We start from the raw sequence: 14,148 nt of genomic DNA, 5'->3' as shown, positions 1-14,148 counted from the left end.
AGTGGCGGTTTTCGATTAGGGGAGACATGAGCCTGACGTACGAGATCTGCATCGACAGCACCGCCGGGGCGCTGGCCGCCGAGCGGGCGGGCGCGCACCGCGTGGAGCTGTGCGCCGCGCTGTTCGAGGGCGGCCTGACGCCCACCCTGGGCACGGTCGAGGCCACGCTGGCGGCGGTCTCGTCGATCCGGGTCCACGTGATCATCCGGCCGCGCGGCGGCGACTTCGTCTACGACGAGCACGAGGTCGCGGCCATGGTCCGCGACGTGGCGGCCGTACGCGACGCCGGGGCGCAGGGCGTCGTGATCGGCGCGCTCACCCCGGAAGGGGAGGTGGACACCGAGGTGGCCAGGCGGCTGATCGACGCGGCCGGCGGGCTCTCGGTCACCTTCCACCGGGCCTTCGACATGACGGCCGACCCGTTCGCCGCGCTGGAGACGCTGGCCGGCCTGGGGATCCACCGGGTGCTCACCTCCGGCCAGGACAGCTCGGCCCTGGAGGGCGCGCCGCTGATCGCCGAACTGGTGGAGCGGGCCGGCGACCGGCTGATCGTCATGCCCGGAGGCGGCATCACCCCGCGCAACGTGAGCCGCGTGGTCGAGGCGACCGGGGCCAGGGAGATCCACTTCGCCGCCCTGGTGGAGGAGGCCAGCCCGGCCGTCCACCGCAACCCGTACCCCTTCATGGGCGGTGAGCTGCGCCAGCCCGAGTACGTCCGCCGGGTCACCTCGCCCGGCCTGGTCACGGAGGTGATCGCCGCCACCCGCGGCTGAAGGCCGCCGGCCCCCGAACCACCTGGTCCCCTGGCCGCCGGGAATGCGGTGACCGGCGGCCAGGACGGGTAGACCCGTGGGCGGGAGGTGAGGCCGATGGCCACACCGGAGCGGAGCCGGCCCCATCCGGGGCCAGAGGAGGGCGTGCGACACGGCCGCCTGTCCGCCCGTCCCGTCGCGGTGCCGCCTCAGCATGCCGCGCCTCTCGTGCCGGGGCTCCACCGCCTGGGCGGGCGTGCCCTGTTCTACGTTCCGCCCGCTCTGGGACCCGGGCCGTCCCCGCTCGCCGTCGTGCTGCACGGCGCGGGCGGCGCGGCGGAGCAGGCGCTGGAGTGGCTGCTGCCGCAGGCCGAGGAGCTCGGCGTGCTGCTGCTCGCGCCGCAGGCCGTCTCCGCCACCTGGGACGTGATCGTCGGCGGATACGGCGCGGACGTGTCCAGGATCGACGCCGCGCTGGAGGAGGCGTTCTCCCGTACGGCCGTCGAACTCGACGGCGTGGCCGTGGCGGGTTTCTCCGACGGCGCCTCCTATGCCCTGTCGCTGGGCCTGGCCAACGGCGACCTGTTCCACGCCGTGCTCGCGTTCTCTCCGGGGTTCATGGCGCCGATGATCCGGCACGGCCGTCCCCGGATCTTCGTCTCGCACGGGGTCTCCGACCGGGTTCTGCCGATCGACCGGTGCAGCAGGCGGCTCGTCCCCGACCTGCGGGAGAGCGGTTACGAGGTGACGTACGAGGAGTTCCGCGGCGGCCACCAGGTGCCACCGCAGACGGCCGCCACCGCGGTCCGCTGGTGGCTGGCAGTGGGGTGAGCGCACGCGGGCGCTCCGGGGCCGGGTGGCCCGGCCCCGGAGAGCGGGCCCCGGAGAGAGCAGGCCCTACGTGGAGATCACCCAGGCGTCGTCGCTGCTGTCGGCGCCGAGCACGGCGAGGAAGAACTGGTCCATGGTGAGGTTGCCCTCGTGGCCCGAACCCGGGTCCCACACCTTGAAGTTGTCCGGCACCCAGGGCCAGAAGCCCGGCTCGGACCACTGGTGCCCGCCGAACCCGTGGATGACGATGTAGTGCCGGTAGTACGCCGAACTGCCGGGGGACCAGGGGAGCTGCCCCGGCTTGACCAGCACCGCGACGGGCCGCCCCCGTGAGAGCGACTTCACGACGACCTCGAGGCCCCGGATCCGGGCGAGCCCGGTGCTGGGCACGCGGTAGTCGCCGTAGGGGAAGTCCTGGGAAACGTACCCGTTGAGGCCGAGCTTCATCATCCAGGGCATCGTTCCCAGGGCCGTGGTCTCCATGAGGTCCGCCAGGGTGGACTGGGGCGGAGCGGATAGGCCCATCGTGGCGATGATGGTCTGCACGGCGCCGGGTCCGCACCAGTTCGAGTTCTCCTGCTCCTTGGGAGACAACCGCATGTCGAGGGCGCGCAGGGGCGTCATCCAGGTCCCCGCGATGCCCACGTTCGCGTCGACCACCGCGTACGGCCGCCGCAGGTCGGTGAACGCGGTGTAGCAGGCGCGCGGGGAGTTCCCGGTCATCGTCGGGCACGAGTCGGAGATGACGGGACCACCGCCGCCGAACGAGAGCGTGAGGTTGGCCTGGAAGTTGGTGTACGCGCCCGGCTTGACGAAGACGATGGCGCGCACCTGCGTGCGGGCGTCGTTGAACTCCAGGCACGTCTGGTAGCTGGTCCCGTTGTAGACCGCGGTGGCGCTGCAGGTCCTGTTGGCCGCCACCGGATATTCGTGCCAGATTCCGGCCTGGGCCGGAAATGACAGAGTGACGACCCCCAGGACCGTCCCCACCAGTAGCGTGAGTAACACAGAAAGCACTTTCCGCACAGTGCCGGGTCCCTTTCACTAGTCGATGGCTCGAGCCGCGCCGGTCCGGTCCGCGCGCCGGGACCGCCGTCCGGACTCCGCGCGTCCGTCCCTTCTGTGCAGCGCGAGGAGGGTGAGGAAACGCCTCCGCCGGGGACGTCATGCGGCGCCCTCACCCCGGCCCCGCCGGTGGCGGAGCCGTCACGATGGGAGCGCGCGGGCCGGGCACGGCGACGGCCGGGCCGGCGGACCTGTGACCACGCGCCCCGTTCTTGATCTTTCAGTTTCGGTCCTGACCGTAAGCTGCCGAGCGGGCCTCCGTCAAGGTCCTTCGGGCTATGGGCAACGGCGGTTCGTTCCGCACCGTGCTCGCGTTCTCGCCGGGGTTCGCGAGATAACAGCCCTAATTCTATGTAGGTAATGTGGGTTTTGGGCTATGATGCGGCCATGGGAGCATTGCTCGATCTCGTGCAACTGCGAACTTTCGTGGCCATCGCCGAGTGCGGTGGCTTCGGACGGGCCGCGTCCGCCCTGCGCACCAGCCAGCCGACGGTGAGCCAGCATGTCCGATCGCTGGAACGCGTCATCGGGCAGCCGCTGGTCGAGCGGACCGGCCGGTCGACCCGCTTCACCGTCGCGGGCGAGGCGCTGCTGGTGGAGGCGCGGCGGCTGCTCGCCGTGCACGACGAGGCCATGGGCCGCCTCGGCGCGGAGCGTCCCGCCACCCTGACCGTGGGCGCGGTCGAGCACGCGGGATACGGGGCGCTGCCCGACCTCCTGAGCGCCCTGATGTCGTCGCTGCCCGCGCAGGATGTCGTGTTCCGGCTGGACCGCAGCACCACGCTGGCCGAGGCGACCCTGCGCGGCACGCTCGACATGGCGCTGATCCTCGGTGTCGTGCCCAACGTCGGGGGCAGGCAGGTCGCCACGCTGCCGCTGCGCTGGCTCGGCGCCCCGGGCCTGTTCCTCCCGCCGCCGGACCGGCCGGTGCCCCTGGTCGCCTTCCAGGAGCCGTGCGCCCTGCGAGGGCAGGCCGTACGCGTGCTGGAACGCCTCGGCTGGTCGGTCCGCATCACGACGGAGGCCACCAACCTCGAAGGCGTGCTGGCGGCGGCACGCGCGCGCCTCGGCCTCGCCCTGCTGCCCACCGCGTACGGCGTTCCCGACGGCCTGGAGGAGATCGCGCCGCTGCCCCCGCAGGAGGCCGTCGGGCTGCGCCTGGTGAGCCGGCAGGGGCTGGACCCGGCCATCGAGGCGCGCGCGGGCGAGGCGCTCAACGCGTTCTTCTCGTCTGTCGCACATTTCTCCGGAGCGCGTTCAGGGCAGCTTTCCATCGGGAATTCGAATTGATATCGATAGGCGAAACCGATTGGCCGCGACAAGGGAACTCTCATATTGACCGGCTCGCTGGAATATGGTGTGATCTAGCCGCCGGATCGGAAATTCGAATTTCCGCTGAATGGCATTGCCGGCATTTCCGGGGGTTGGGCCCGGCCCTGTGACGGGTCCGTGTGACGGGCCCGTGTGACGGGATGGTGCGGTCCCGCCGCACGGGCCTGTCCGGCGCTTCCGCACGCCTGTTCCTCCCGCATACCCCTGTGCCCCCGCGCGACAGAGAAGGTTCCACCGATGTCACTGAGCGACGACACCGCCACCCGCGTCGACGACGGGCCGGCCAGGAGGAGGCGCGGCCTGCGCTCCCGACGCCCGGCCGTCCTGGGGGCGGTCCTGGCGGTGATCATCGTCGCCGTCGTGGTCCTGGTCGTCTCGGCCGGCGGCGGGGACGAGCGGCCGACCGGCCGGGCGGCGGGCGCGGGCCCGGTGGCCGGCGGCACCCTCACCTACGCCCTGGCCGGCACGCAGGTGTCGCTCGACCCGGCCGTCGCGGCCACGGCGGTGACCGGCCTGATCGACCGCAACGTCTTCGACTCCCTGGTCGCGCAGACCGGCCCGGACACCTTCGGGCCCTGGCTCGCCACCAAATGGACCGTGTCCGGAGACGGGAAGACCTACACGTTCACCCTCAGGGAGGGGGTCGCCTTCCACGACGGCACGCCGTTCACGGCGGAGGCCGTCAAGGCGAGCCTCGACCACGTCGTGGACCCGGCCACCAAGTCCGCCTACGCCGCCTCGCTGATCGCGCCGTACGAGAAGTCGCGGGTGGTGAGCGACCACGTCGTCGAGGTGACGCTGAAACGGCCCTTCACCCCGTTCCTGCAGGCGCTGTCGGTGCCCTACCTGGGCATCCAGAGCCCGGCGGCACTCGCGAAGCCCGTCGCGGACTACCGGCCGGTCGGCACAGGACCCTTCTCCTACGTCTCCTGGGAGAAGGACAAGCGCGTCACGCTGCGCAAGAACGCCGGATACGCCTCGCCTCCCGCCGGCGCCTCCCATCAGGGGGCGGCCTACCTCGACACCCTGGTGTTCGAGTTCGTCCCCGAGGACGCCACCCGGTGGGGCGCCCTCACCAGCGGGCAGGTGCAGGCGATCGCCGGCGTCCCCCCGGTGAACGCCGGAAAGCTGCAGTCCCTCACCGGTTTCACGCTGAATTCCCAGGAGACGCCGGGCCTGAATTACAACCTCTATCTGAACCAGACCCGCGGGCCGCTGCGGGACGTGCGCGTGCGGCGCGCCCTGTCGGCCGCCGTGAACGTCGAAGAACTCGTGCGCAACATTTATTTCGGCCGTTTCCCGGTCGCGCGCAATCCGCTCAGCCGCACCACGGCGGCCTACGACCCCACGGCCGAGAGCGAACTGGCGTCGTACGACCCGGACGAGGCGAAGCGGCTGCTCGACGAGGCGGGCTGGACGAAGACGGACCCCGACGGCTACCGCGTCAAGGACGGCAAGACCCTCACCCTCACCTGGCCCTACTGGGCGGAGGGCAACAAGGAGCAGCGCGACGTGCTCGCCGAGGGCATCCAGGCGCAGGCCAAGCTCGTCGGCATCAAGATCGAACGGCCGGCCGTGGACACCGGGGCGTTCGTCGGCAAGTACCTCATCGGGGGCGGCTACGACCTGGTGGACGTGAGCTTCGCCCGCCCCACGCCCGACGTGCTGCGCTTCGCGTTCGCCTCGGGCAACACCTACGCGAAGGCCGGCGGCAACGTCGCGCTGGTGGACTCGCCGCAGATCGACACGTGGGTGGAGGAGGCGGCGGAGACCTCCGACCCGGCGACGGCGGGAAAGGACTACGCCGCCGTGCAGCACGAGGTGCTCCGGCAGGCGTACGTGCTGCCGCTCTACACTCCCGTGCAGCTCACCGCGTTCTCGGCGAAGGTGCGCGGCGTCGCCTTCGACGCCCAGACCTATCCGATCTTCCACGGCGCCTGGCTGGGGGCCTGATCCCGGTGGCTCCGCTGGCCCTCCGGCTGACCCGCAGGCTGGCGCTGACCCTGTTCGTGCTGTGGGGCGCCGCGACGCTTGCCTTCGCCGGCATGCGGCTGGTGCCCGGCGACCCTGCCCGGATCATCGCGGGCGGGGTCCAGGCCAACGCCACCCCCCAGGTGCTCGACGCGATCCGCGACCAGTACGGCCTGCGGCGGCCGGTCGCCGTGCAGTACGTCCTGTTCCTCGGCCGGCTCCTGCGCGCCGACCTCGGCGGCTCCTACCAGCTCGGCCGGCCGGTGAGCAGCGTGATCGGCGAGCAACTCGGTCCCACCCTGGCGCTCGCGGCGGGGGCGGCCCTCCTCGGCTTCTGCCTGGCGGTCGCGCTGGCCCTGCTCACGGCGGGCAGGCCGCGCGCTCGGGCGGTCTCCCGGGTCCTGGAGTTCTGCTCGATCTCGACGCCGAACTTCTGGATCGGCGTCCTGCTGCTCGCCGTCTTCTCCTTCCGGCTGCGCTGGTTCCCCGTGCTCGGCGACGACGGACCGGCCGCGCTGGTGCTGCCGTGCGCCGCGCTCGCGCTGCCCATCGCCGGTGTGCTGGCCCAGGTCACCAGGGAGGGGCTCGAACGCGCCCTCGACCAGCCGTTCGCCCTGACCGCGAGATCGAGGGGCGCCACCGAGCACCGCATCCGGGCGCGCCACGCGCTGCGGCACGCCGCGCTGCCGGTGCTCACGCTCTCCGGATGGGTGCTCGGCGAGCTTCTCGCCGGGACCGTCGTCGTGGAGACCGTCTTCGCCCGGCAGGGCCTCGGCCACGTCGTGGTGGCGGCGGTGCGCGGCCGGGACTTCCCGGTCGTGACGGGCGTGGTCGTGCTCTCCGCGCTCACGTTCTCGCTGATCAACATCGGGCTCGACCTGCTCTACGGGCTCGTCGACCCCCGCATCAGGGAGGCCGCCGCATGACCGCCCCGGGCTCGTACGGCGTACCGCTCCCGCGCCTGCGGATGGAGGCCGCGCGGGTGGGCGCGGCGCTGGCCGCCGCGTTCTTCGCGCTCGTCTGCCTCGCCGCCCTCGCCCCCGGCCTGCTCGCCCACGGCCCTGACCAGGTGAACCCGGCCCTCGCGCTGCGCGGTCCGATGGCGGGCCACCCGCTCGGCACCGACCAGCTCGGCCGCGACGTGCTGGCCCGGCTGGTCTTCGGCGCCCGGCCGTCGCTGCTGGTCGGCGTCGGCTCCACCCTGCTGGCCGGGCTCGCGGGCTCCGCTTGGGGCCTGCTGGCGGCGCTGGGCGGTCGCCTCGCCGGCGAGGCGGCCATGCGGCTGGCCGACGTGCTGCTGTCGTTCCCGGCCATCCTGATGGCCATGCTCGTCGTGGCGGTCCTCGGGCCGGGCACGCGCAACTCCGTCCTGGCCATCACCGTGGCGCTCGCGCCGGGCTTCGCCCGGGTCGTCCGGGCGCAGGCACTGGTGGTCCGCGGCTCGGCGTACGTGCGGGCGGCGGTCAACCTGGGGCTGACGCCGGCCAGGATCCTGCTGCGGCACATCGCGCCCAACGTCGTCGCGCCGCTGCTGATCCTGGCCACGATCAACGTGGGCACCGCGCTCATCGCCGGGGCCTCGCTGAGCTTCCTCGGGCTCGGCCCGCGGCCGCCCGCCCCCGAGTGGGGGGCGATGCTCGCGCAGGCGCGCGACTACCTCGACGCGAGCTGGACCCTGGCCCTGTTCCCGGGGGGTGCCATCACGCTGACCGTCATGTCGGCCACCGTCGTGGGCCGGGCCCTGCAGGCCCGCTACGAAGGACGGGAGGCAGGATGACCGAGCCACCCCTGCTGGAGGTCACCGGGCTGTCGGTGGACTTCGCCACCCGGCGCGGCGTGGTGCGGGCCGTACGCGACGTCGACCTGTCGCTGCGCGCGGGGGAGTGCCTCGCGGTCGTGGGCGAGTCGGGATCGGGCAAGAGCGTCACCGCCCGGACGCTGCTCGGTCTCGCCGGTCCTGGCGCGCGGGTGCGTGCCAGGGCCCTGTCCTTCGAGGGGCGCGACCTGCGCCGGCTGAGCGGCCGCGAGTGGCGGCGGCTGCGCGGGCGCCGCATCGGCTACGTGCTGCAGGACGCGCTGACCTCGCTCGACCCGCTCCGCCGGGTCGGGCACGAGGTGGCGGAGGCGCTGGAGGTGCACGGCCTGGCGGGCCGCGACGACCTCGACGACCAGGTGATCGGGCTGCTGGCCGAGGCGGGCGTGCCCGACCCCGGCGTTCGGTTCCTGCAGTATCCGCACGAGCTGTCCGGCGGCCTGCGGCAGCGGGCTCTGATCGCCTCCGCGATCGCCGCCCGCCCGTCGCTGCTGGTCGCGGACGAGCCCACCACGGCCCTCGACGTCACCGTGCAGGCGCAGGTGCTCGACCTGCTCGGGGAGCGCACGCGAGCGGGCACCGCAGTGCTGCTCATCAGCCACGACCTGGCGGTCGTGGCCCGGCTCGCCGACCACGTCGCCGTCCTCTACGCGGGACTCGTCGTGGAGCGGGGACCGGCGGACACGCTGCTGCGGGCGCCCGCCCACCCCTACACCGCCGACCTGCTGGCCGCCGTGCCCGCCGTGGACGGCCCGCCGCGGGAACTGCCCCTCGTCCGCACCGGTCCTCCGGCCGCCGTCGGCTGCCCGTACGCGCCGCGCTGCGCGTTGGCCGACGATCGCTGCCGCGCCGAGCTACCGCCGCCCGTGCCGTACGGGCCGGGCCGGGAGGTTCGCTGCTTCCACGCGGGCCGGGGACGGCCCGCCCTCGCTCCCGACAGGACGGCGGCGCCGCGCCGGGTGGAGAACCACGCGGTCGTCTCGGTGCGGGGGATGACCAAGCGGTACCGCTCCCCGGGCGGCTCGTGGCGTACGGCCGTCGACGACGTGTCGTTCGACCTGCGCGCGGGCGAGGCGCTGGGCCTGGTCGGCGAATCGGGGTCGGGCAAGAGCACCATCGCAAGGATCGTGCTGGCCGAGATCGCCCCCGACGCCGGAACCGTGCTGCTCGGCGGCGAGGCGTGGAGCGGGCTGCGGGAGCGCGCCCGGCGCGCCCGCCGCTCCCGCATCCAGCTCGTCGACCAGGACCCGCTCAGCTCGTTCGACCCGCGGTTCACCGTCGAACGGGTCGTCGGGGAGGCGGTGCAGGGAAGGATGCCGCGGCGCCTGCGGCGCGAGAGGGTCACCGCGCTGCTCGCCGAGGTCGGGCTGGACGACGCCCTGCTGGACCGGCGCCCCGCCCAGTTGAGCGGAGGCCAGCGTCAGCGGGTGGCGATCGCGCGGGCGCTCGCCCCCGGGCCCGAGGTGATCGTCTGCGACGAACCGGTCTCCGCGCTCGACGTCACCGTCCAGACGCAGATCCTGGCCCTGCTCGCCCGGCTGCGGCGCGAGGCCGGGGTGGCGCTGCTGTTCATCTCGCACGACCTGGGCGTCGTCCGCCAGGTCTGCGACCGGGTGGCGGTGATGAAGGACGGGGCCCTGGTCGAGACCGGTGACGTCGCGGACGTCTTCCGCGCCCCGCGTGCCACCTATACCGCCGAACTGCTCGCCGCCGTCCCGAGGATCGACGCGGGACGGGCGGCGGGACGAGCCGCATCCACTGTGAACCTGGAGGGCCTGTCATGACCTCATCCACCCCCGGCCCGCGCGCCGTCCTCGTGACCGGAGCGGGCTCGGGCATCGGCCGGGCGACCGCCGAGCTGTACGCCGAGCGCGGCGTCGCCGTGCTCGCCGTGGACCACGACGAGCACGCGCTCAAGGAGCTCGCCACGCTCGACCGCGTGGTGACGCTGGCCGGAGACGTGTCCCTGGAGGACACCAACCTGGCCGCGGTCGCGCTGGCGGAGCGGGAGTTCGGCCGGCTCGACGCGGTCGTGCTCAACGCCGGCATCGGCGGCACCCGGCCGTGGGAGTCGCCCGGCGCGGTGGAGGCCGCCGACCGCATCCTCGCCGTCAACCTGCGCGGGCCGATCCTGGGCATCTGGGCCGCCGCGCCCGCGCTCCGGGCGGTGGGAGGCGGTGCGGTCGTCGTCACCGCCTCCGTCGCCGGACTGCGCGCCGACCCCGGCAACTGGGCCTACAACGCCTCGAAGGGCGCGCTGATCAATCTCGTCCGTGCCGCGGCCATCGACCACGCGCCCGACGGCATCCGGGTCAACGCCCTCGCCCCCGGGCTCACCTGGACGCGGATCAACGCCGGGGTGCGCCAGGATCCGGCGTTCACCGCGGAGCTCGAGCGCCGCATCCCGCTCCAGCGGTTCGCCGAGCCCCGCGAGCAGGCCGAGGCCGTCTGGTTCCTCACCTCGCCCGCCGCGTCGTACGTCACAGGAACCACGCTGGTCGTCGACGGCGGCCTCGACGCGAGCCTCGGAATCCTCCCGCTGCCGGCCGTACGCCGGTGACCCTCGTAACGACCAGACAAGGAGAACGCCCGTGAGCACCACGGAGACGAGCACCACGGGGACGAGCACCACGGAGATCAACCGCGCGGTGGCCAGACGCTTCTACGAGGAGGTCGTCTCGCAGGGCCGGCTCGGCGTCCTCGACGAGATCGTCGCCGACGACGCGACGGACGCCGCCGGCCCCGCGGGGGGCAACCTGGGGCGTGAGGGGTTCGTCCAGCACATCACCTGGCTGCGCTCGGCGGTCGAGGGCGTGACCGCGACCGTGACGGACACCGTCGCAGAGGGCGATCGGGTCGTCGTCTACTGGACCATCGAGGGTGTCCAGCGCGGCGAGGTGTTCGGCGCCCCGCCGAGCGGGCGTCGCTTCACCGGCCGGAGCATCAGCACGATCCGGTTCCGCGACGGGCGGATCGTCGAGTACGAGGTCCTGCCTGACCGTCTGGGCATCGTGCGGCAGCTCACCGCCTGAGGCCGTCCCGCACCCCGTGGGCCGGTGCGGCGGCCGATCCTCAGGTGCGCGTCCACCTCTGGTTCGCGCCGCCGTTGCAGGTCCAGATCTGCACCTTGGTGCCGTTGGCCGTCTGGTTGCCGTTCACGTCCAGACAGAGGCCCGACTGGACGCCGACGGCGGCGCCGGTGGAGTTGAGCGTCCACTTCTGGTTGGCGCCGCCGTTGCAGTCCCAGACGCCTACCGAGGAGCCCGCCGTGGTCCTCTGGTCGAACACGTCCAGGCACTTGGTCCCGCCGAACGTGCGCAGTTCGCCGGAGGAGGTGAGGGACCACTTCTGGCCCGCGCCGCCGTTGCAGTCGTAGATCTGGACGGCCGAGCCGTTGGCAGGGGCGCCGCCGGCGACGTCGAGGCAGCGGCCCGACTGGGCGCCGACGAGCGTGAAGCTCTGCGGGGCCGGCGGGCCGGCCCACGTGCCGGTGGCCGTGTCGATCGTCCAGGAGTCGTAGAACGCGTTCATCGAGGCGGTCGCGCCGCTGATCGTGAGCGGCAACCAGACGGGAGTGGAGCTGTTGAGGTCGTTGGGGTTCCACCGGTCGCCGATGTAGACGTACGTGGTGCCCGACGAACCCGAGACGGGCACGACGGAGGAGGTCTGGGAGTCGAACGTGCGGCTGCCGACGGGGGCGAAGGTGGTGAATCCGCTCCACGGCCCGGACAGCGAGCCGGCGGTGGCGTAGACGTTGTCGTTCGTGGACCAGCCCGTCAGGTGCGAGGCGAACAGGAAGTACCGTCCGCCGACCTTGACCATCGCCGGGGACTCCAGGTCGGCGAGCACCGCGACCGTGCTCACGGCCTGGGTGTAGTCGTCGGAGAGCCGATCGATGCGCAGGCCGTGGCTGCGATCCTCGGTCAGCAGGTACGCGGTGCCGTCGTCGTCCTTGAACAGGCCCAGGTCCCGGCTCTCGTACCCGAGCGGACGTGAGGAACCGCGGTAGGTGTACGGCCCGCACGGTGTCGAACTGGTGGCCACCCCGGCACGCGCGTCGCTGTAGGAGGTGTTGTCGATGTGCACCCACATCACGTACTGGCCGGTCGCGGAGTTGTAGATCACCTTCGGCCGCTCCACGATGCGCCCGGCCGCGAGGTCGCCGCTGCTCTGCCGGCTCAGCGCGTTGCCCACCCGGGTCCAGGTGGCCAGGTCGGTCGAGGAGTAGCAGGCGACCGCCGTGAACGTGGCCCCGGCGGTCTTGTCCTCGCCGACCATGTAGTAGGTCGAACCGACCTTGAACACGCCGGCGCCGTGCGCCTGCAGCCGGTTGCCCGCCGTGTCGTTCCACATGACGCCAGGGCGAAGCGTCGCGGCGGCGGCGAACCCGGGGGCGGGCGTGAAGAGCCCGGCCATCGTCAGGACGGCCGTGCCGAGCGCCGTGAACCTCGTGAGTATTCGTCTCATGGGCGCCTCATCTGGGGGAAGGGGCGGGCGGGGTCACGGAACGCCGGCTTCCGGCTTCGGGTGCCCCCGGACCATAGCCATGGTCCGGGGGAGGGGCAATGTCCGGCTCGCCCCGCCTGCCGGCCCTCCCGCGCTGACCTCGGCCCTGGTCGTCCGTCGCCCCCGGACGACTCGAAACTTTCACGAGGCGGGTCGAGTACGAGTCCTGCCCGGCCGTCTGGGCATCGTGCGGTAGCTCCCCGCCGGGGGACTTCTCACGCGTCCAAGCCGGATACAACTGGTAACCAATCTTTCCGCAAGTGGGCTCCTGTCTACTCGTTCGTGTCAGCAGAAACACGTCATCGCCGGGGCGACCTCGCCCGGCCGATGAGAGCGTCACCGAAGACGCCTACGACAGGAGTTGTGTCATGAAGTCCCTGAAGCGCGCCGCGGCCGCCATCGCGACCGTCGCCGTCGCCGTCACCGCGTTCGGCGTCCTGTCCAGCCCGGCGGAGGCGAGGCCCAGGGAGCCGAAGGGCTACCCGTGCTGGATTGAGGACTACGGCTGGATGACCTGCTACGACGTGCCGTAACGACCAGCGGTGCCGATGGCTTGAGACAAGACCGCCCCACGCGTGTGGGGCGGTCTTTCGTCGTCACGGCCATCGCCTCGCCGAAGCCGGGCACGCCGAACGCTCCCGCGCGCAGGCGACGGCAGAGCGGTGGTCGCGGCCGGCCCGCCGTGTCAGGCCGCGGGCTCCTCGGCCTCCTCGCGATCCTCCGGCTCTTCCAGGCGTAGCGTGCCGATCCAGGCGCGGATCGCCTCCGCGGTCGTGCCCGCGTGCTCCTCCAGCGTGGTGAAGTGGTCGCCGGGGATGTTCAGGGCATCGTGCGCCACCGGCCAGTACGCCTGCCAGCGGGCCGGGTCGTCCGCCTCGACCGTGGTGCCGCGCAGCGGCTCGACGGCACGCAGCAGCAGGATCGGAGTGTCCACCGGCTTCGGCTGCCAGCCGATGAACAACCGGTTGTAGACGCCCATCGTCGTCAGCCTGGTGTCATGGAGCGTCATGTCGAACCGGTCGATGCGTTCGAGCATGCCGCCGATCATCGCGCCCTGCCACCAGTCCATGCCGTCCTGTGCGGAGGCGTCGATCGGGTAGCTGTCGATCAGCGCCAGCCCGGCCGGCCGCAGGCCCTGCTCCTCCAGGGCCACCGTGACGGCGTGCGCCACACAGCCGCCCATGGAGCGGCCCACGACGACGAACGGCTCGTCGCCCACGCACTCGCGCAGGCCCTCGACGTTCATCTGGATCAGCGTCTCCAGCGAGTCGGGCAGCGCGTCGTCCTCTCCGTCGGTGAATCCCGGCGACGGCACCACGTACACGTTCCGGTCGTCGCGGAACGCCTGCCCGAACCGGGAGTACTCGTGCGGCCCGGAGATCGCGCTGAGCGCGGGGAAACAGACCACGGACACCCGGCCCGGTCCCGTCGCCAGCCTGACCGGCGGCAGCGCGTACCGGTCCCGGTCCGGCGCGCCGAACTGACTTCGCGCGTGCGACGCCGCCACGAGCAACTGGGCCGCCTCGTCGTGCTTGCCCGTCTCGTGCATCCGCCGGTGCAGGGCGGCCAGTCCTCCGCCGGCGCCCGGGTCCGTACGGCGGGCCGGTCCGGCCGGGCCGCTCGCCGAGCCGGGCAGCTCCCGGTCGAGGTACGCCGCGATGGCTTGGGGGGTGGGGTGGTCGAAGGTGAGGGTGGCGGGGAGGCGGAGGGTGGTTGTGGTGGTGAGGCGGTTGCGGAGTTCGACGGCGGTGAGGGAGTCGAGGCCGAGTTCGATGAGGGGTCGGTCGGTGGGGATGGCGGTGGGGTTGGGGTGGGTGAGGACGGTGGCGACTTCGGTGCGGACGAGGTCGAGCAGGGCGTGGTTCCGCTGGTCCGGCG

General features: G+C 72.7%; 13 protein-coding genes. 10 read left to right on the top strand and 3 right to left on the bottom strand.

All coding sequences use genetic code 11. The annotated features are described in order from the left end of the window. Window positions 1-26: 26 nt before the first annotated feature. Together FLW16_RS40820 and FLW16_RS40815 are read left to right on the top strand one after the other, a co-directional pair. Window positions 27-773, top strand: coding sequence for a copper homeostasis protein CutC (locus FLW16_RS40820; protein WP_142566354.1), 747 nt, complete (start codon window positions 27-29; stop codon window positions 771-773). Window positions 774-917: 144 nt separating this feature from the next. Beyond that, complete coding sequence (locus tag FLW16_RS40815; protein ID WP_221891544.1) at window positions 918-1,583, top strand: alpha/beta hydrolase; 666 nt, start codon at window positions 918-920, stop codon at window positions 1,581-1,583. A 66-nt stretch (window positions 1,584-1,649) separates the two neighbouring features. On the opposite strand, the gene FLW16_RS40810 is transcribed toward FLW16_RS40815, so the two are convergent. Beyond that, a complete protein-coding gene (locus FLW16_RS40810; protein WP_142566352.1) occupies window positions 1,650-2,591 on the bottom strand; it encodes a C39 family peptidase in 942 nt (313 codons plus the stop codon). Between the two features lie 444 nt (window positions 2,592-3,035). Here FLW16_RS40810 and FLW16_RS40805 point away from each other — a divergent pair, with 444 nt between their 5' ends. The 7 genes from FLW16_RS40805 to FLW16_RS40775 all read left to right on the top strand — a co-directional run bounded on the left by FLW16_RS40805 (window position 3,036) and on the right by FLW16_RS40775 (window position 10,796). Further along, window positions 3,036-3,938: a LysR family transcriptional regulator gene (locus FLW16_RS40805; RefSeq protein WP_142566351.1), complete on the top strand. Its 903-nt coding sequence runs from the start codon at window positions 3,036-3,038 to the stop codon at window positions 3,936-3,938. A gap of 279 nt (window positions 3,939-4,217) precedes the next feature. Next, window positions 4,218-5,933, top strand: coding sequence for an ABC transporter substrate-binding protein (locus FLW16_RS40800; RefSeq protein WP_142566350.1), 1,716 nt, complete (start codon window positions 4,218-4,220; stop codon window positions 5,931-5,933). A 5-nt stretch (window positions 5,934-5,938) separates the two neighbouring features. Then, window positions 5,939-6,877: an ABC transporter permease gene (locus tag FLW16_RS40795; RefSeq protein WP_260616148.1), complete on the top strand. Its 939-nt coding sequence runs from the start codon at window positions 5,939-5,941 to the stop codon at window positions 6,875-6,877. Continuing rightward, on the top strand, window positions 6,874-7,728 hold the full coding sequence (locus FLW16_RS40790) for an ABC transporter permease (protein WP_142566349.1): 855 nt from the start codon (window positions 6,874-6,876) through the stop codon (window positions 7,726-7,728). Before FLW16_RS40795 ends, FLW16_RS40790 begins: the two co-directional genes overlap by 4 nt. Then, the gene (locus tag FLW16_RS45755; protein WP_142566348.1) at window positions 7,725-9,548 is read left to right on the top strand and encodes an ABC transporter ATP-binding protein; all 1,824 of its coding nucleotides are present in this window, start codon (window positions 7,725-7,727) and stop codon (window positions 9,546-9,548) included. The genes FLW16_RS40790 and FLW16_RS45755 overlap by 4 nt, the downstream gene beginning before the upstream one ends. Further along, window positions 9,545-10,324 (top strand): SDR family NAD(P)-dependent oxidoreductase, encoded by a 780-nt coding sequence (locus FLW16_RS40780; protein ID WP_142566347.1) that lies wholly within the window; start codon window positions 9,545-9,547, stop codon window positions 10,322-10,324. The genes FLW16_RS45755 and FLW16_RS40780 overlap by 4 nt, the downstream gene beginning before the upstream one ends. Window positions 10,325-10,355: 31 nt before the next feature. After that, complete coding sequence (locus FLW16_RS40775; protein WP_142566346.1) at window positions 10,356-10,796, top strand: ester cyclase; 441 nt, start codon at window positions 10,356-10,358, stop codon at window positions 10,794-10,796. A 40-nt stretch (window positions 10,797-10,836) separates the two neighbouring features. Here FLW16_RS40775 and FLW16_RS45750 read toward each other — a convergent pair whose 3' ends face one another. Beyond that, window positions 10,837-12,231, bottom strand: a complete 1,395-nt coding sequence (locus tag FLW16_RS45750; protein ID WP_142566345.1) for a ricin-type beta-trefoil lectin domain protein — start codon at window positions 12,229-12,231, stop codon at window positions 10,837-10,839. Window positions 12,232-12,638: 407 nt separating this feature from the next. Here FLW16_RS45750 and FLW16_RS44260 point away from each other — a divergent pair, with 407 nt between their 5' ends. Continuing rightward, window positions 12,639-12,803, top strand: coding sequence for a hypothetical protein (locus tag FLW16_RS44260; protein WP_185949819.1), 165 nt, complete (start codon window positions 12,639-12,641; stop codon window positions 12,801-12,803). A 152-nt stretch (window positions 12,804-12,955) separates the two neighbouring features. On the opposite strand, the gene FLW16_RS40765 is transcribed toward FLW16_RS44260, so the two are convergent. After that, window positions 12,956-14,148: alpha/beta fold hydrolase (locus FLW16_RS40765; protein ID WP_142566344.1), on the bottom strand; the 1,193-nt coding region annotated here is incomplete at its 5' end.

Origin of the sequence: Microbispora sp. KK1-11, assembly GCF_006874435.1 — a bacterium.
Classification (GTDB): Bacteria; Actinomycetota; Actinomycetes; order Streptosporangiales; family Streptosporangiaceae; genus Microbispora; species Microbispora catharanthi.
Note: the sequence above shows the minus strand (reverse complement) of the source record. Positions and strands in the feature narration are given on the sequence as shown.